Origin of the sequence: Eikenella sp. Marseille-P7795 (assembly GCF_916618725.1) — a bacterium.
Lineage (GTDB): Bacteria > Pseudomonadota > Gammaproteobacteria > Burkholderiales > Neisseriaceae > Eikenella > Eikenella longinqua.
In genome coordinates this window covers 130,928-148,505 of record NZ_CAKAJZ010000005.1, presented here as the reverse complement: position 1 = coordinate 148,505, position 17,578 = coordinate 130,928, and the positions used below count along the sequence as shown (strand labels likewise).

General features: G+C 54.6%; 18 protein-coding genes and 1 pseudogene. 12 read left to right on the top strand and 7 right to left on the bottom strand.

Translation table 11 applies throughout. From position 1 onward, the window contains the following. Positions 1-101 precede the first annotated feature (101 nt). The 3 genes from panB to LG371_RS08970 all read left to right on the top strand — a co-directional run bounded on the left by panB (position 102) and on the right by LG371_RS08970 (position 2,850). Positions 102-896: a 3-methyl-2-oxobutanoate hydroxymethyltransferase gene (panB, locus tag LG371_RS08980; RefSeq protein ID WP_225748313.1), complete on the top strand. Its 795-nt coding sequence runs from the start codon at positions 102-104 to the stop codon at positions 894-896. A gap of 149 nt (positions 897-1,045) precedes the next feature. Then, positions 1,046-1,840 (top strand): DeoR/GlpR family DNA-binding transcription regulator, encoded by a 795-nt coding sequence (locus tag LG371_RS08975; protein WP_067592714.1) that lies wholly within the window; start codon positions 1,046-1,048, stop codon positions 1,838-1,840. Positions 1,841-2,307: 467 nt separating this feature from the next. Further along, positions 2,308-2,850: a hypothetical protein gene (locus tag LG371_RS08970; RefSeq protein ID WP_225748312.1), complete on the top strand. Its 543-nt coding sequence runs from the start codon at positions 2,308-2,310 to the stop codon at positions 2,848-2,850. A gap of 234 nt (positions 2,851-3,084) precedes the next feature. Here LG371_RS08970 and LG371_RS08965 read toward each other — a convergent pair whose 3' ends face one another. Continuing rightward, positions 3,085-3,549 (bottom strand): prokaryotic membrane lipolipid attachment site family protein, encoded by a 465-nt coding sequence (locus tag LG371_RS08965; protein ID WP_067592717.1) that lies wholly within the window; start codon positions 3,547-3,549, stop codon positions 3,085-3,087. A gap of 157 nt (positions 3,550-3,706) precedes the next feature. Next, positions 3,707-4,642 (bottom strand): cysteine synthase A, encoded by a 936-nt coding sequence (cysK, locus tag LG371_RS08960; protein ID WP_225748311.1) that lies wholly within the window; start codon positions 4,640-4,642, stop codon positions 3,707-3,709. Between the two features lie 207 nt (positions 4,643-4,849). Here cysK and LG371_RS08955 point away from each other — a divergent pair, with 207 nt between their 5' ends. The 9 genes from LG371_RS08955 to LG371_RS08915 all read left to right on the top strand — a co-directional run bounded on the left by LG371_RS08955 (position 4,850) and on the right by LG371_RS08915 (position 11,392). Further along, entirely contained in the window at positions 4,850-5,809 is a 960-nt protein-coding gene (locus LG371_RS08955) for a beta-ketoacyl-ACP synthase III (protein WP_225748310.1), read from the top strand. A 167-nt stretch (positions 5,810-5,976) separates the two neighbouring features. Further along, positions 5,977-6,267 (top strand): hypothetical protein, encoded by a 291-nt coding sequence (locus LG371_RS08950; protein ID WP_225748309.1) that lies wholly within the window; start codon positions 5,977-5,979, stop codon positions 6,265-6,267. Beyond that, positions 6,268-7,659, top strand: a complete 1,392-nt coding sequence (locus LG371_RS08945) for a replication initiation factor domain-containing protein (RefSeq protein WP_225748308.1) — start codon at positions 6,268-6,270, stop codon at positions 7,657-7,659. It begins immediately after the preceding gene. A gap of 3 nt (positions 7,660-7,662) precedes the next feature. Next, the gene (locus LG371_RS08940) at positions 7,663-7,836 is read left to right on the top strand and encodes a hypothetical protein (protein WP_225748307.1); all 174 of its coding nucleotides are present in this window, start codon (positions 7,663-7,665) and stop codon (positions 7,834-7,836) included. Between the two features lie 82 nt (positions 7,837-7,918). Beyond that, the gene (locus LG371_RS08935; RefSeq protein ID WP_225748306.1) at positions 7,919-8,671 is read left to right on the top strand and encodes a virulence factor TspB C-terminal domain-related protein; all 753 of its coding nucleotides are present in this window, start codon (positions 7,919-7,921) and stop codon (positions 8,669-8,671) included. A gap of 14 nt (positions 8,672-8,685) precedes the next feature. Further along, the gene (locus LG371_RS08930) at positions 8,686-8,898 is read left to right on the top strand and encodes a DUF2523 family protein (protein ID WP_225748305.1); all 213 of its coding nucleotides are present in this window, start codon (positions 8,686-8,688) and stop codon (positions 8,896-8,898) included. 250 nt (positions 8,899-9,148) lie between these two features. Next, a complete protein-coding gene (locus LG371_RS08925) occupies positions 9,149-10,111 on the top strand; it encodes an IS110 family transposase (protein WP_225748304.1) in 963 nt (320 codons plus the stop codon). Between the two features lie 663 nt (positions 10,112-10,774). Continuing rightward, on the top strand, positions 10,775-11,023 hold the full coding sequence (locus LG371_RS08920) for a hypothetical protein (RefSeq protein WP_067589348.1): 249 nt from the start codon (positions 10,775-10,777) through the stop codon (positions 11,021-11,023). 51 nt (positions 11,024-11,074) lie between these two features. Further along, entirely contained in the window at positions 11,075-11,392 is a 318-nt protein-coding gene (locus tag LG371_RS08915) for an NGK_0946 family protein (protein WP_082890648.1), read from the top strand. Between the two features lie 151 nt (positions 11,393-11,543). On the opposite strand, the pseudogene LG371_RS08910 reads toward LG371_RS08915, so the two are convergent. The 5 genes and pseudogenes from LG371_RS08910 to LG371_RS08890 all read right to left on the bottom strand — a co-directional run bounded on the left by LG371_RS08910 (position 11,544) and on the right by LG371_RS08890 (position 17,498). Continuing rightward, positions 11,544-12,196, bottom strand: a pseudogene (locus LG371_RS08910) (IS1595 family transposase). Between the two features lie 68 nt (positions 12,197-12,264). Beyond that, positions 12,265-12,894: an NAD(P)-dependent oxidoreductase gene (locus tag LG371_RS08905; protein ID WP_067594721.1), complete on the bottom strand. Its 630-nt coding sequence runs from the start codon at positions 12,892-12,894 to the stop codon at positions 12,265-12,267. A 106-nt stretch (positions 12,895-13,000) separates the two neighbouring features. Next, the gene (hutW, locus tag LG371_RS08900) at positions 13,001-14,833 is read right to left on the bottom strand and encodes a heme anaerobic degradation radical SAM methyltransferase ChuW/HutW (protein WP_225748303.1); all 1,833 of its coding nucleotides are present in this window, start codon (positions 14,831-14,833) and stop codon (positions 13,001-13,003) included. Between the two features lie 284 nt (positions 14,834-15,117). Next, entirely contained in the window at positions 15,118-15,606 is a 489-nt protein-coding gene (locus LG371_RS08895; protein ID WP_225748302.1) for a prolyl-tRNA synthetase associated domain-containing protein, read from the bottom strand. Positions 15,607-15,833: 227 nt separating this feature from the next. Next, on the bottom strand, positions 15,834-17,498 hold the full coding sequence (locus tag LG371_RS08890) for an AMP-binding protein (RefSeq protein WP_225748301.1): 1,665 nt from the start codon (positions 17,496-17,498) through the stop codon (positions 15,834-15,836). Positions 17,499-17,578 lie beyond the last annotated feature (80 nt).

Sequence of the window (17,578 nt, the reverse complement as noted above, 5' to 3'; positions counted from 1 at the left end):
GGGCGGGATGGGTTTGCGCTTTCAGGTAGCCTTTCGGGTTTGCCTGATAGCGGGTTTTCAGGTAGCCTCTTGCGCCGTTACGGATTAAGAAAGGAAAGATTGTGATTACTGTGAACACTCTGCGCGAAATGAAGCGCGCGGGCGAGAAAATCGCCATGCTCACCTGCTATGAAGCCAGCTTTGCCGCGCTGATGGATGCGGCGGGCGTGGATATGCTTTTGGTGGGCGATTCGCTGGGCATGACGGTGCAGGGGCAGAAATCCACGCTGCCGGTGAGCCTGGCGGATATGTGCTACCACACGGCGGCAGTGGCGCGCGGCAGCAGCAATGCGCTGATTGTGAGCGATTTGCCGTTTGGCGCGTATCAGCAGAGCAAGGAGCAGTCTTTTGCCGCGGCGGCCGAATTGATGGCGGCGGGCGCGCATATGGTGAAGCTGGAAGGCGGCGTGTGGATGGCGGAAACCACCGAATTTTTGCAGCTGCGCGGCATTCCGGTGTGCGCGCACATCGGGCTCACTCCGCAGTCGGTGCACGCGCTCGGCGGCTATAAGGTGCAGGGCAAGGGCGACGTGGCGTCGCAGGCGCTGCTCAACGATGCCCTGTCGCACGAGCAGGCCGGCGCGGCGGTGGTGCTGATGGAATGTGTGCCCGCCGCCTTGGGCAAACAAATTACCGAAACGCTTGCCTGCCCCACCATCGGCATCGGCGCGGGCGTGGATTGCGACGGGCAGGTGCTGGTGATGCACGATATGCTCGGCGTGTTCCCCGGCAAGCCGGCCAAGTTTGTGAAAAACTTTATGCAGGGGCAGGGCAGCATTCAGGCGGCGGTGGAGGCTTATGTGCGCGAAGTGAAGGAGAAAACCTATCCCGCGCCGGAGCATACGTTTGCCGCTTGAGCCTTTGCATCATCAGGCTACCTGAAAACGAAGCGGACAAGCAGCCCGGCTAACAGCAGTTTTCAGGTAGCCTCCGCCGTTGCAGCAAAAGGCTACCTGAAAAATTTCAGCCAAAAAATTCCATACAAACAAAACAGATAGAGAAAACCATGCCGCACCGTACCCCACGCCGACAGAAAATCGCCCGGCTTGTGCGCGACAACGGCTTCATGTCGGTGGAAGAGCTGGCGCGCAGCCTCAACGTTACCCCGCAAACCGTGCGCCGCGACATCAACATCTTGTGCGAACACAACATCCTGCGCCGCTACCACGGCGGCGCCGCGCTCGGCAGCAGCGTGCAAAACGAAGACTACGGCACGCGCAAAAACAAGCTGCAAAGCGAAAAAGCCCACATCGCCGACCTCATCGCCCAGCACATTCCCGATAACGTTTCCCTGTTTATGAGCATCGGCACCACCATCGAAGCCGTGGCGCTGGCGCTGGTGAAAAGCCACAAAAACCTCTGCATCATCACCAACAACATCCACGTGGCCTCCATCGTGTCCGGCCGGCCGGATTACACCGTGATGATTACTTCCGGCGTGGTGCGCCCCGTGGACGGCGGCATCACCGGCGTGGCCACCATCGATTTTATCAACCAATTCAAGGTGGATTACGCCATCCTCGGCGCCTCTGGCATCGAAGCCGACGGCTCGCTGCTCGATTTCGACTACAAAGAAGTGAGTGTGATGCAGGCCATGATGGCCAACGCGCGCCACTGCTACCTGGCCGTGGACCACAGCAAATTCGGCCGCAACGCCCTGGTGCGCATGGGCGACGTGACCGAGTTTCACGCCCTCTTCACCGACGAGCCGCCCAACGCCGGCTTGTGCAAAAAGCTGGACGACGCAGGCGTGCGCTGGTATTTGGCGGCGCAGGAGGAGAAAGGGCAGGGCACGGAGTAGGGTGGAGAGCTGTTTTGGTTTGCTTGGCTTTGCCCGGTTTTCAGGTAGCCTTTCCATTTTGCTCCTATCAACCTTTGCGCCTTATGCCGGCGCGGGCACTTCCTTTCTTTGCTTCGCCAAAGAAAGGAAGCAAAGAAAGGCGACTGCGGGCACAGGTTTGGCTTTGCCAAACTTCCCTCACTCCGCACGGTTTTTCGGGCGGGCTCGCAACTTGTGGCTTCGCCGCTTCAAACATGCAAGCCCTTGTTCCCCGAAAAACCGCGCTCCGTTCGGCTGCGCCAGCAGGGGAGGCACAGCACTCAAGTTTGTGGTGAATGTTCCGTTGGGGGGAGTTTGTGGATGAAACAGGCTACCTGAAAAAGATAGTGAGGATTCAGGTAGCCTTTAAGCCGGAAGGATGGTTCGTATAGTGGGCAACTTATTGCCTAAGCGGGATTTTATTTTTCAGGTAGCCTCTCGCCAAGCCGGTGGGGCTACCTGAAAACATCGTGCTGACTGTTGCCGATGCCGTGCGTTATGCGGCGAAAACTGGCGGCGGGCGCGGCTTTGCAGTATATTTTGCGCGATTCGATTTGATTTACGGAGAACACACCATGTCGATGCTGAAAAGGCCGGAAGAAGTGATGGTGGCGGTGCTGGCCGCCGTGTTTGTGGTGCTGACTTATGCGGCGGCATCGTATTTCGGCGCGCTGGGGCAAACGGCGCTGCTGGTGGCGGCGCTCACGTTGATTGTGCTGCTGCCGGCGTTTCTGCTGTGGCAGCGCAACCGGGCGGCGTGGCTGTGGCCTTGCCTGCTCGGCCTGCTGGCGGCTTGCTGGTGGCCTTATTTTGATGCGCGCGGGGCGCAGTCGCTGCCGGTGGGCTTGCTGCAACAGGATGCGGCTGCGGCGGCGGAGGCGCTGCCGTGGTATGCGGGCTGGACGTTTAAGCTGCTGCTGGCGGCGCTGCCGGTGGCGGTGGGCTATGGCTGGATGCTGTATCGGCGCTATGGGAAGAAGAAGCCGTTGTGATGGTTTGATGCGCCGGAATGTGGAAAGGCTACCTGAAAATGTGTTGTGCGCGGGTGCACGGGATTTTCAGGTAGCCTTTTGCTGTGCGGCGATGAAACGTTGATGTTGCTCCGGCATGGCAATCTGTTTTCCTTGCCGGCAAAGTTTGCAAACTGCTTTGCCGCTAGCGGGGTTAGAAAACGAAAAGGCTACCTGAAAAATTTCAGGTAGCCTTCTTTACTCTCTGGCTGTTTGTTATTTCAGCGGCTGCATATTCATCACTTCCATCAGGAAGTTGGTGAAGGCGGGGTTGGCCGGGCGGTTTTGCATGTTTGGCCAGCGCTGCTGCCAGCCTTGCAGGGCGTTGCGCACGAAGATTTTGGATTGGTCGGGCGTGATGCGGCCTTGCTGGCTTTGCACGGCGGAGCGCAGGTAGATTTCATACATGCTGTCGTCTACGCTGTTGCGGCCGACAAGGTTGATGCGGAAACGGTTGAGCTGCTGGGCGGCTTGGGTTTTGGTCATGCGGCCGCGGTTGACTTCGTAGCCCAGGCGGGTGGCTTCGTTGCGGATTTTGGCCACGTCGCCCCAGTGGCTGGAGGCGAGGGCGTATTGGCGGGAGCCGGATTGGGTGCGGGGCTGCGAGCCGGAGGGCGAGGAGAGCAGGTTGCAGCCGCCGAGCAGGCCGGCAAGCAGCAGAATGGGGAGATATTTTTTCATAATTATGCTTCGGGCTGGATGGTTAAAGATTCTTTGCAATGCGGCAATATTAGGGAAAATCGGGCGGCGGGGCAAGTTTTCGGGAGAATTCGCGCCGGAAGTGCAACATCTGGCGAAAGAAAAAGCCGCATTGCTGCGGCTTTTTTGCGGCTTGGGCTTAGGAAGCCAAGTCTTCAAACAGGGGGGTGGAGAGATAACGCTCGCCGTAGGAGGGCACGACGACCACAATCAGTTTGCCTTGGTTTTCCGGTTTTTTCGCCAGTTGCAGGGCGGCCCAGATGGCGGCGCCGGATGAAATGCCCACCAGCAGGCCTTCTTTGGCGGCGGCATCGCGGGCGGTGTCGAAGGCGGCTTGGTTCGGGGCTTGGATGATGCCGTCGTAGATGCCGGTGTTCAGGGTGTTGGGCACGAAGCCGGCGCCGATGCCTTGGATGGGGTGCGGGCCTTTTTCGCCGCCGCTCAATACGGGCGAGGCTTCGGGCTCAACGACATAGGCTTGCACGGTGGGTTTTTTCTGTTTCAGCACTTCGGCCACGCCGGTGAGCGTGCCGCCGGTGCCCACGCCGGATACGAAAATGTCGATTTGGCCGTCGGTGTCGCGCCAGATTTCTTTGGCGGTGGTGCGGCGGTGGATTTCGGGGGTGGCGGGGGTGTCGAACTGGCGCGGCATAAAATAGCGGGCGGGGTCGGAATCCACCAGCGCTTGGGCGCGGGCGATGGCGCCGCTCATGCCTTCTGCGCCGGGGGTGAGGATGAGCTCGGCACCGTAGGCGCGCAGCAGCATTTTGCGCTCTTTGCTCATGGTTTCGGGCATGGTGATGATGAGCTTGTAGCCCAGGGCGGCGCACACCATGGCCAAGCCGATGCCGGTGTTGCCGCTGGTGGCTTCCACGATGGTGGTGCCCGGCTTGATTTGGCCGGCTTCTTCGGCGGTGCGGATCATGGCGATGGCAATGCGGTCTTTCACGCTGCTGCCGGGGTTGAAGTATTCGAGCTTCACGGCCACTTGGGCGTTCAGGCCTTCGGTGAGGCGGTTGAGCTTAACCAGCGGGGTGTTGCCGATTAAATCGACGATGCTGTTGGCGATATTCATGGCGGTGCTCCTGTGCACAATGGGTAATGAAAGATGGGCGCATGATAAGGCCAAAAAGGGCGGCAAACAAATAATTTGTGTTTGTATCTTTATGCTGAAAAGGCATATACGGCAAACGCTAAAGTTGGATAAATCAGAGACAAAAACGGCAGAAACCTTTAAAATACGCGGCTTTGTTAAATCCGCCGCACGATTGAAGAACACATCATGACCTACGCCAAAATCCTCGGCACCGGCAGCTACCTGCCGGCCAAAACCCTCAGTAACGACGACCTCGCTAAAATAGTAGACACCTCCGACGAGTGGATCACCACCCGCACCGGCATCAAAAACCGCCACATCGCCGCTGACGATGAAAAATGCAGCGATTTAGCCGCTACTGCCGCCCGCCGTGCGCTGGAAGCCGCCGGCGTGGAAGCCGCCGAAATCGACCTGATTATCGTGGCCACCTCCACGCCCGATATGCTCTTCCCCGCCACCGCCACTATCGTGCAGAAAAAACTCGGCATCGCAGGCTGCCCCGCTTTTGATGTGCAGGCCGTATGCGCCGGCTTCATGTATGCCATCCCCACCGCCAATGCCTACATTAAAAGCGGGCTGGCCAAAAAAGCTTTGGTGATCGGCGCCGACGTGTTTAGCCGCATCATGGATTGGACCGACCGCAGCACCTGCGTGTTGTTCGGCGACGGGGCCGGTGCCGTGGTGCTCGGCGCATCGGAAGAGCCCGGCATCCTGCACAGCAAGCTGCAAGCCGACGGCAACTACCGCCACCTCTTGCAAACCCCCGGGCAGATTGCCAACGGTGAAATAACCGGCGTACCCTTTTTGCAGATGGACGGCCCCGGCGTGTTTAAATTCGCTGTGAAAGCCCTGGCCAAAGTGGCCGAAGAAGTGATTGCCGAAGCCGGCATGACGCCCGAGCAAATCGACTGGCTCGTGCCGCACCAGGCCAACTACCGCATCCTCGAAAGCACCGCCAAACACCTCAAACTGAGCATGGACAAAGTGGTGCTCACCGTGCAGGAACACGGCAACACCTCCGCCGCCTCCATCCCGCTGGCACTCGACAGCGGCGTGCGCAGCGGCAGCATTAAGCGCGGGCACACCCTGCTCTTGGAAGGCATCGGCGGCGGCTTCGCCTGGGGTGCGGTGCTGGTGAAATACTAAAGATTGCCGGATGGCAAAGAGGCTACCTGAAAAATGTTTTCAGGTAGCCTTATATATTTCGCGCCGTCGGGGGCTAGTCCTGACGGTATCTTTGCCAGACAGGCATTATTCACATCATAAGGCTGGACTAGCTCTCTTTGATCAAGCTAACTCAAAGGAGCTTTTTTATGTCTTATCAATTACCTACCTATCCAAATATCACCGCCTACCTAGGCCAGCAATCAGGCGATCTCTTCTGTGAACTCGCCATCAAACTGAACATCGCATCAGATCGCAGTTTCATCCTCTTTGAACACATCATCGAATCAGATCATCTTTCAGCCGACAGCGTTCGCAAATTGCTCGATATCTACGGCAGATTCGTCATTGACGCCATCGAATTACAAATTCCCTTTTTTCGCAACGTATCAGAAACCGAGTTCGAGCAAGTCGTTCCCGGATTCGAAATGGTGGCGTAAATGGCTAAGAAGCATAAAAAACGCGTACCGGATTACTCCGAAATTCGGCAGTTCGAAGAAGCGGCGAAGATGAAGCCGGCTGCGGCGGCGGATGGCCGCCCTGCGGCCGCCGCCGGAGCGGCCGGCGACAATCGCCCCCCTAGGCTAACAGGGGGGGAGCAAAAAACCCAAAGACCATTAGCGGGGGAGCAAAAAATTGACTGGGCGGCCTATCAGGAAAGCGAATACTTTAAAACCTTCGTGACCAACCAGCGCGGCAAGCTCATAGAAATTCCATTACGCAAAGGCCGTGAAGATGGCGCCCTAATCGACTATCTGACTTTCACTTTCAGACGGGAAAGCCTGATTGAATATTTTAAGAATCGTATCATCGGCGATAACGAATACATCGTGGTTGCCAGCGAAATGTTACAAAAAATCTTCGGCTACGGTCTGACCAAAAAAATGCCAGGCAAAGGCAAGTTTTTCTATCAAGGCTATTACCAAGTCGGCCCCGATAACGCCCTATACGGCACCCTGCATTACGGTGGCCAGCGCGATACCGTCTTAGTTGACTTGACCGGCACCGGCTGCCAAGCCGCAAAGCCCGGCTGGGAAGTCCGTCTTTATCAATTTTTGCAGGTAGCCATTAACGCCCGTATTACTCGTTGCGACGTAGCCCATGATTTTTTCAACGGCGAATACACCCCGGAGCAAGGCATTTCCGATCATGCAAAGGGTTTGTACGACAACCATAACATTCGCCCGAAAATCGAACGCCGTGGCACGGCATGGATGAACGAGGACAACACCGGCAAAACCCTTTACATAGGCCGCAAAGGCTCTTCCAAGCTGCTGCGAATCTACGAAAAAGGCAAAAAGTTCGGTGATGAAAACAGCCCGTGGGTTCGTTTCGAAGTCGAGTTCAGAAAACACGATTGCCTGATACCCATAGATATTTTGCTGTATCCCGGGCAATACCTGACCGGCGCATTTCCGATTGGCGGGCAACTATTTACCACTCCGGCCAGCCGTATAGAAACCAAAACCCAAACTGTGAACCTGTCCTTTGACCAAAAAGAATTTCACGCCAAAAACCAAGTAGGCCGTTTCGTCCGTTTCCTAGTCGATATAGGGCTACCTGATAAAGAAATCGTTAAAAGATTGTGCGGCGAAGAAAACAAATATCCGAAAGGTTTAGATCCTTCCGAATACGATTGCGAAGCCATCAAAACTTATTACCTGCATGACGAAGGCTTCAAACCATTGGATATAGACCAATTCAAAATGACTTTGGATAACTATCTTTTAGATGATGCTTATGAAGATAGATTGAGTAATGCTCATAGAGTCGCAGAAGCATTAGTAAATCAGCAAGACTACGAACACTTTTTCATTCAAGAAAGGAATTAACAAATGGATTTCAGCAAATTACAACAGCCCCTTTTCGAACGCGCCATCATCATGGGCGTAACCCGTTTTAAAGGCGAAATTGACGGTAGCGAAATTGATTCATGCACCGTTTTCCGTGCTGCTCCCTTCAATTATGCCAGTGGCAATGCAATGGGTCTTGGCCTGAAGGCATTTTAATGCAGCGGAAAAATAACGATAACGTCAGCTGGCCGTTTAGATTGGGCAGCGTTGAAATTAGCCCGCGATTGCAAGCCGGTTCGTGGATTACCATAACCGCGGAGAAGGCAACGGAACAAGATTTGAAAAACTGGAATTTAAGCCATGCCCCCCCCAGCTTGCCGAAATCATGCCTAAAGAAGCCGATATGGTTCGCCTGATGGAGCAGCTTTTAAACGACAACAACCGCAACCATACCGAATTGATTAATGCTTTATGGGGCGCCGGTGTCATCGGTCCCGGCAACACGCAAAGCATGGTCATGGGCAGCCCTGCAGATAACACCTTCCTAACCCAACCCTACACCCCTGAAGGCGCAAACCAAGCCCAACAAACACAATTCATCATCAACAATAACGGCAGCATCACCCAAAACACCATTCAGCGCCCTGATTTGGTCGCCAACAGCAGCCAAGCCCCCACCCGTGCCGAAGTTGCCAGCCAGCATCAACAGGGTCAGCAGGATACCCGTCCGCAGAAGGAAGGCAGTACCGCCGAAAAGCCCGATATTTGCGCCCAAAACCCCAATAGCATGATGTGCGCCCCGATAGGCTCTACCGACTATCAAGATGTCGTCTTACCGCAGCAAAATATCAATATCGCCCTATCCCCGGTCAGTATCTTCAACACCGATGCCGCCTGTCCCGCTCCTACCTCATTCAGCATAGCCGGAACACAGCAAAGAATGAGCTACGAACCGATGTGCGATACCGCCCGCAAAGCCCGCCCCTTTATCATCATGATGGCCATGACCGTTTCTTTCATGATGGTATTCGGCGCACTCAATAAACGTTAGGAAAGGAAACCATCATGGGCAAAACCCTTGCCGGAATGTTTACCGCCGTTCTCACTACCCTAGCAGGTAAAATCATCATGGCGCTGGGTATTTCCGCTATTTCCTACACCGGCTTAAACCTGCTCCAAACCCAACTGATTAACGCCCTGACCAGCCAGCTTTCCGCCGCCCCGCTCTCCGCCGTCCAAATCATGTATATCGGCGGCCTAGGGGTAGCCCTGAATTAGTTGCTCGGCGCGGTGGCCTTCCTCGTCTCTTTTAACTCCGTGGCCAAGCTCGGCAGCATCTTCCGACAAAAATAAACGCAATAGAATATTAAATCTAACTGGCTCAAATCTTGCTTAAAGCATAAAGCCGCATCACGCCTACAAATAGCCTTGCCGTTCAGGCATGACAAAAGATTGGCGGATGCGGCTTTACTTATGCACAAAATCAATACGGTATCTTTGTCTACAGACACAATATAAGGATTGAACCATGCAGCAAATCGCCCTTGGATTAGATATATCCAAATTGACTATAGACGCATATTTCAATGGTCAAGATGATTTTATTCGGGTCATGAACAATCAAGCGGGAATAGAAAAATTGATTGAGCGCATAAAAAACTATCAGCAACAAAGCAAGGAGATTCATGCCTGCTGCGAATATACCGGCGTTTACTATCTGCCCGTTGCCAACGCATTACATGAGGCAGCAATAAAAATCAGCGTAGTTAATCCCTTGTCTATCAAACTGTATGCCGAATACAAGCTAAGGCGCACCAAAACCGACAAACAGGATGCTAAGCTGATAGCCGACTACTGTCAGCGCGAAAACCCGCCTTTATGGCAGCCCTTATCAGAAAAACGCAAGAATCTAAAGGCATTAAATAGGCGGATAGAACAATTGAACGTATTGCTCAATATGGAAAGCAACAGAAAAGAAGTATCCGATCCGGTAATCAAATCCGGTATAGATACCATAATCAACGCCATACAAAACGAGATAGCAAGCTGCAAAACAGCCATACAAGATTTGATAGATTCGGATAAAGAATTAAGCCATAACCAACAGCTATTACAAACCATCAGCGGCGTAGGCAAAACAACCGCCGCATGGCTCTTGTCCGTACTGGTCGATATAGATAAATTTGAAAACTCAAAGAAACTGATCAGCTATTTAGGCTTGTCTCCGGTTATCAAAGATTCCGGCACAAGCGTGAAATACGTCAAGATATCCAAAATGGGCGATAAGATGGTGCGTAAAGCATTTTACTATCCCGCCCGAGCAGCCTGCCTAAGGAGCAAACTTTGGCGGCCTTGGTTTGAACAAAAGCTGAAACAGGGCAAACACCCCAAGCAAATTTACGTCTTGATGATGTGCAAAATTATCAAATACGCTTACGCCGTCATCAAATCCGGCCAGCCGTTTGACGAGAATCGGCACAAACCAGCGTAAAACAGCAGTCTGAAGTGTTGCAAAAAAGCGGCAGCCGATGGCTACCGCAGCCTTAATGTTGCTTGCGTTTTTAAAAAGTTCTTGACTTTCGATTACGGTATCTTTTGTTGTGTTTGAGGCTACCTGAAAAGTTTTGGCTTGGCCGAAACAGGGGCTTCCGGGCAGTTTTTATTTACATCTCATGCGTTTGCTTGAAAGCATTGCGGCACAAAATTTCTATGCGGCGAAATAGGGATTCTGATGGGCTGGGAATTTCAGGTAGCCTCATGTAAAGGAGTGGTGGATGGCTTAAAGCATAATGTTGCATATATGCCTCTAAAATTGGGCGATTCTGTTTTAGATTAAACAGTTTTGCCGATTCTGGCGATGATATTGCGATATGGAAAATGTTCTGGCAGCTGATTTTGAGGCTGTGTGGAAAACCATAAGCTTAGATGTGGGAGTGGCAAATTTAAGGCAAAAATAAGTGCTGGAAAAAGTTTGTTAGACTGTATGTAAGCATTGAAGCACATGCTTTTTTGGGGCGGATTGTTAAGATTTTATCCTAAATATTACAAATAGTAAGCATAATTTTTTGACAGCGGGTGCGCGCAATTTTACAATGTAATCAAGAAGTAAGTTTGAGTAAAGATTCTAGGTCAGTTTAAGAAAGGGAGGTGTGACATGAGAAGTCAATTAATGATGATGGTAACGGCAGCTTTGCTGCTGGGTGGTTGCGCTTATGGCGAGCAGAAGTTCGTTGACACTCGTTCTCCTGCTGAGATAGCAGCTAGTGCTAGGGCAATTGATCGGGCAGAACGGGCAGAACGGGCAGAGTTCCGTAGGGAACGCAGGCAGGAGCTGATGGATGAAGCCAATGCCACTCGTCGTGCCAACCAAGGCAGCCGGCATATCTACTATCATTTCCGGTAATGCCAGTTAGGCTGTTAGCTTGTTTGTATTTACACTTTTAGGAGTTTGAAAATGAAAAAGTTTGCATTGCCTTTAGCATTAATTATCGCTTTAGCTGGCTGCGCCTCCGGTGGTTCTGTGGGGAACTATGCAATCGGGGATGATAACGCTGCCATTAACGCTGGTCGTAACCGTGCTTCTGCACAAATCAGCCGTGCCCAGCTTGATCAACATCGCCGTCAGCGCCAGAACGTTTCAGAAGAATTGGCATTGGAACGTGAAAAACGTGCCAACGCTCATGGCGCAGTACGTGAAAACTTGACGACAGGTGCTGCGGCCATTGGCGTAGTGGGTGGTGCAGCTGGTTTAATTCGTAGCTTCCGCCACTAGTAGGTTTAGTGCTTGGATGGGAAAGAGAGGCAGGCTAACTGAGAAAGTAGATGCAGACGGCATGTCGCAATATACTGTCTAAGCAGTGAATTAGGCAAACAATAGACAAATTGTTTGCCTAATTTTATTTTGGGGTTGACGTAGATTAGCCCTAAATTCCACACCATCTCCGCAGGATTTTAAGCTGTTGGGACGGTGTACCGAAGTTAAACCGAAATTCGCATTCTTTCAAGAACAGCAGGAAAGATTTGCGGTCGATTCCGTTGTATTTGCGTAAGACACGTTTTGCCTGATTCCAGAAATTCTCAATGCCGTTAATGTGGTTTTGACGGTCTGCAAATTCCTTGGAATGGTTAATACGGTGATGGATAAAACCACTCACGCCCAACTTGTCGTAACTGCTCAGGCTGTCGGTATAGACAATGCTGTCCGGCATAATTTTCCTTTTTATTACAGGCATCAATGTTTCAGACTTGGCATTATCCACCACAATAGTGTAGACCCGTCCCTGCCGTTTCAGGATGCCGAATACCACTACCTTGCCTGCCGCACCACGTCCTCGCCTGCCTTTGCGGCGTCCGCCGAAATAGCTTTCGTCCAATTCGACCGGGCCGGCGAAAATTTCATCGGCCGCCAGTGCCAGATGATGGCTGATGACTTGGCGGATTTTGTGGTAGAACAGGATAGCAGAGTTGGGCTGTATGCCCAAAATATCAGCAGCGGCACGGGCGGTAACTTCGAGTACAAAAACTCGAGCAGTTTCTTTTGTATTTTCCCACTTAGTTTACAATTGATTATTTGCATTTTCGTAGCCTAGCATAGCTGCTAATCTACGTCAGCCCTTTTGTTTTTATGTGTTTATCTGAAACAGCCTATGCGGAAGTCACCGAATATGCTTTGCCTTCGTGCCCGCTTTCGTCGATGATTTGGCGCACGGCGGCGGCCAGCGCAGCGCGGGTCATGTATTGGCGGGGGATAGCGGGAAGCTGTTCGTGCAGCTGGTAGGCGGTGCTGTCGCCGTCGGCGAGGCCGCAGGGGCGCAGGATGCTCCAGGCCAGTTGGCTTTGGCGCAGGGCGGTTTCGGCTTCGGTTTTGGCGGCCACGGCTTCGCCCAGCGCTTGTTTGAACATATCGCTCATCAGGGGGAATTGTTCGCCGCAGCCCATGCTGGTGATGAGGATGAGGTGGGCTTGGGGGGCGTGCTGTTCGAGGGCGCGGATGAGGTGGAGGTTGCCGGTGGCGTCGCTGCGGATGCCTTGTTCGTTTTTGCCGCCGATGAAGCTGACGACGATGTCGGGTTGGAATTGTTGCACGGCTTGGGCGACGGCTTCTGCGTCGAGCGCATCGGCAACGGTGGTTTGGATGTGGTGTTGGGCGAAAAATTCATCGGATTGTTGTTCCGGCAGCCTTAATGCGGCGACGGCGGTTTCGCGTTCGAGGCGGCTTAACTGGTGGATGAGTTGGCGGCCGCTGGGGCCGTTGGCGCCGAATATCATCAGCATGGCGGTGCTCCTGTTTGGGGTGGTGTTGGGAATGGGTGCAGGCTGCTTCGGGTGTTTCAGCCAGCCTGCACTTTGGTTTTCAGGTAGCCTTAACGCTCGGGCGGATTCAGGCGAACAGGGCGCGCATGGCTTCGATTTGGTTTTGTTTCAGCTCGCCTTTTTCGTCGCGGCCGACGAAGATTTTGAACATGGCGCTGCCGCTGCGGTTCACGAAGTTGAGCGATACGGTGGATTTGCCCATAAAGGGGCGTTCGATGAGGTAGATGGCGGCGCAGTTTTCGTAGTAGATATGGCCGTGGATGCCGCCTTCTTCGGCGTGCTCGAAGTTGTAGAAGCCGCGGCCGATTTTGCCGTGCGGGATTTTGCCGGTGACTTCGGCAATCACGTCGGGGGTGTGGGCGATAAAGGTAACGGCTTCGTTCCAGCCGGCGAGTGCCTGCATGATTTCGACAAAGCGGCTGCCTTCGGTTTTCTTCACGAGGTTTTCGGGCAGGCAGTTGATGACGTCTTCAAAGCTGCATTGGTGCTGGCCGGCGAGCATTTCGAGGATTTGGCCGGGGTTGTCGGCGAGCGAGTTGCGCAATACGGTTTGCTGTTCGGCGGAGAGTTTTTGCATGGTGGTTTCCTTTTCGTCGGGTGGGAGGGTCATCATCAGTTTGCGGGTAAGGGTGGGCGACCAGTAGCGGCCGCTGGTGTGGAGTTCGGCTTGGCCGTCCTTGTGGATTTCCAATAAATCGGCCTGTTGCCATTGGTGCAGCAGGGTTTGCGCTTCGGCGTTGCCGTCAAACAGGCGGGTGTTGATGCGGCCGAGTTCGATGTCGTGCTGCACTTGGCCGAGTAGGGCTTTGTGGCGGCCGTGGCGGCTCATGAAGGAGAGGGCTTTTCGGCCTTGCGGATTTTTCAGGTAGCCTTCCAAATCGCTCTGCACCTGGTAGCTGAAGCCGCCGAAGTTGCCGCCCGCGCCGGAACCGAAGGCGAGGCAGGGCATATTGGATTTGACCAGCGTGTTGTAGCGGTTGCGCTCGCCGCGCCCGGGGTAGGCGAAATGGTTGTTGCTCACCTGCTGCCAGCCGAGCCGCGCCAATTCGCGCACGGCGTAGGCATAATGTTTTGATTGCACGTCAAAACCTAGCGGCGGCGGGAACGCTCCTTTTTCAATCATGCGGTTGATGGGCAGGAAGGGGTAGCAGTTGAAGGCGTAGGTGTCGAGGCCGGAGAGCGGCAGGGAGGCGGCGCGTTCGATGTCGTGCGCCCAGATGTCGTCGGTTTGGCCGGGCAGGCCGAAAATCAGGTCGGCCACGATGACGGCATCAAGGCCGCACAGTTCTTTCAGGTAGCCATAGGCTTCTTCGCCGCTGTGTTTGCGCCCGAGGCGGCGGCGGATGGCGGTGTTGAAGGTTTGGATGCCGATGGAGATGCGTTTTACGCCGGCTTCGATGGCGGCGCGGGCTTTGTCGAGCCCGAAATGGCTCATGCGGCCTTCGAGGGTGAATTCGCAGTCGTCGGCCAGCGGCAGGTATTCATAGCAGGCGCGGACAAGGCGGGCGAGGTCGGGCGCGGACAGCGCGGTGGGCGTGCCACCGCCGAAATACACGGCTTGGATTTTGCCGCTGCCGGTGCGCTGCCGGGCTTCGGTTTCGAGTTCTTCAATGACTTTGTCCACGTACGCGCCGCCGTGCTCTTCTTTCCAGGCGTTGCGGTAGAAGCCGCAGAACACGCAGTGGTTGGCGCAGAAGGGGATGTGGATGTAGGCCAGGCCGTCTTCATCGAGCGAACGGGCGATTTGGCTTTGCCAGAGTTTCTGCCATTGCGGCATGGGCACAGGGATGCCGCCCCAAATCGGCATTAGCGCCTGCCTTTCGGGAAAGGCCTGTGGCGCGGCTTCTCGGGCGGGCCAGCGGATGGTTTGGATGGGGGTGGTTTCGGCGGTGGCGGGCATGGTGTGGGGTGCCGGGTTGGGCAGCTTGTTGGTAAACGAGAATGGATTCTACTACAGGGATGGCGTGGCTGAAATAGTTCGGGTGGGGGAGGGGATTTTCAGGTAGCCTGAAGCGTTTGTTATGAAGGAGGATTGTGTTTTCAGGTAGCCTGAATGTTTTGACTGGCATCAGAAGATGGGTGGCGGGGCTTTGGTGGCGCCGCGCTTGTAAATTGGCTTTACCTTTGTTCACTCAACACAACGGGCAGATTGGCCATGGTGGCCGGCCCTGCCCGTTTGCTGGCCTAGAGTTCGACGATATGCGACTGATAGCCGATGGCTTGGAGGAATTTGAGCAGATCCGGCGTGGCTAGGAAGAGGGTTTTTTCGTTGGTGTTGGGGTGGAAACTCATGCGGGCTTCGGCCATGATGGCTTGGTCGAAATACACTTGGATGTCTCGTTTCGGATTGTTTAATAAACCGAACGGGGAAACCACGCCCGGTGGCAACTGCATTTTTTCCAGCAGGCTGTCAGCGGAAGCCATTTTGATGCGGCTTTCCTGCACCAGCTCTTTGAAACGCTCCATGTCGAGCTGTTTTTTATCGTCCATGATGACCAGGTAATAGGCGGTTTTTTTCTTGTTGGTGAGGAACATGGTTTTGGTGCGCACGCCTTCGATGCCTTCGATAAAGCTGTCTGCCTGCTCGGTGCTGAGGGCGGGCTCGTGTTCGACGATTTCAAACGGAATCTCCAGTTCGTTCAGTTTGCGTTCGACTGCTGCGTATAAATCCATTTCGGTGCTCCTTGGAAGAGGGTTACGGTTTCTTGCCTGATAAATGAGTTTTAACGCCGTTGTTGCGCTTTAGCTTCGCAGAAACTTCGCTGCGCTGCCTGCGTTTTAGCTTCGCAGAAACTCAGCTTGGGCTACGCCCAAACATCGTTTTCAGGTAGCCTTTTCAGGTAGCCTCAAAGCAACGGGCAGATTGGCCGTGATGGCTGGTCTGCCCGTTGTTTGCTTGCTTAGGCCTGTTCGCGCAATTCGCGGCGCAGGATTTTGCCCACGTTGGATTTGGGCAGCTCATCGCGGAATTCGATGTCTTTCGGCACTTTGTAGGCGGTGAGCTGGAGGCGGCAGAAGCTGATGAGTTCTTCGCGGGTGAGGGCCGGGTTTTTTTTCACCACAAACAGCTTCAGCACTTCGCCGGTTTTGTTGCTGGGCACGCCGATGCAGGCGGCTTCCAGCACCATGGCGTGCCGGGTGACCACTTCTTCCACTTCGTTCGGATACACGTTGAAGCCGGACACCACAATCATGTCTTTTTTGCGGTCCACCAGCTTGATGAAGCCTTTTTCGTCCATTTTCACCATGTCGCCGGTGGCGAGGAAGCCGTTTTCATCGAGCGCGGCGGCGGTTTCTTCGGGGTGCTGCCAATAGCCCTGCATGATTTGCGGGCCTTTGATGCACAGCTCGCCGATTTCGCCTATCGGCACCTGCCTGCCGTGTTCGTCGCGGATTTCGATGTCGGTGTTGGACACGGGCAGGCCGATGGTGCCGTTGTATTCGCTGATGTTGAGCGGGTTAGCGCACACGCCGGGGCTGGCTTCGGTGAGGCCGTACACTTCCACGATGGGCTGGCCGGTGAGCGCTTTCCACTGCTGCGCCACACTTTCCTGCACGGCCATGCCGCCGCCGAGGCAGAGTTTCCAGCTGGAGAAATCCACGCTGCGGAAGTCGGGATGGTTGAGCAGGGCGTTGAACAGGGTGTTCACGGCGGGCAGCACGCTCACGCGGTATTTCTTCAGCTCTTTGATGAAGGATCGGATGTCGCGCGGGTTGGTGATGAGCAGGTTTTGCGCGCCGATACGGGTGAAGATCATCAGGTTTACCGTGAGCGCGAACACGTGGTACATCGGCAGCGCGGTAACCACCAGCTCGCCTTCGGTGGAGAGGTTGGACTGAATCCACTCTTCGGCTTGCAGCATGTTGGCGCAGATGTTGCCGTGCGAGAGCATGGCGCCTTTGGATACACCGGTGGTGCCGCCGGTGTATTGCAGGAAGGCGGTGTCTTTCAGCGTGATGGGCACGTGGCGGAAGGTGTGCGCCGCGCCCTGCCTGAGCGCGCGGTTGAAGCGGACGGCGCCGAGCAGCCGGTAGGGCGGCACCATTTTTTTCACGTAGCGCACAATCAGGTTAACCAGCGTGCCTTTGAAAAAGCCGAGCAAATCGCCAATCGAGGCGAGGATGATGTGCTGCACCTGGGTGCCGGCCACCACTTGGCTGAGGGTGTGGGCGAAGTTTTCCAGCACCAGGATGGTGGTGGCGCCGCTGTCTTTGAGCTGGTGTTGCAGCTCGCGCGGGGTGTAGAGCGGGTTTACGTTTACCACGATGCAGCCGGCCTGCAAAATGCCGAACACGGCCACGGGGTATTGCAGCAGGTTGGGCATCATCACGGCCACGCGGCTGCCTTTTTCCAGCTTGAGCACGTTTTGCAGGTAGGAGGCAAACTGTTCGGCCAGGCGGGCGGTTTCGGCATAGGTTTGCACCGTGCCGAAGTTGGTGAAGCCGGGGCGGTTGCCGTATTGGGCAACGGTTTCGCTGAACACGTCGCAGATTGAGCCGTAGCGGCGCACGTCGATTTCGGGGCGCACGCCTTCTTGATAGCTTTGCAGCCAGATTTTTTCCAATTTGGTCTCCTTGATAGAGGCTACCTGAAAAATATTTGCGGCGCGAAAGGGCGCTTGATTTTCAGGTAGCCGGTTTGTGT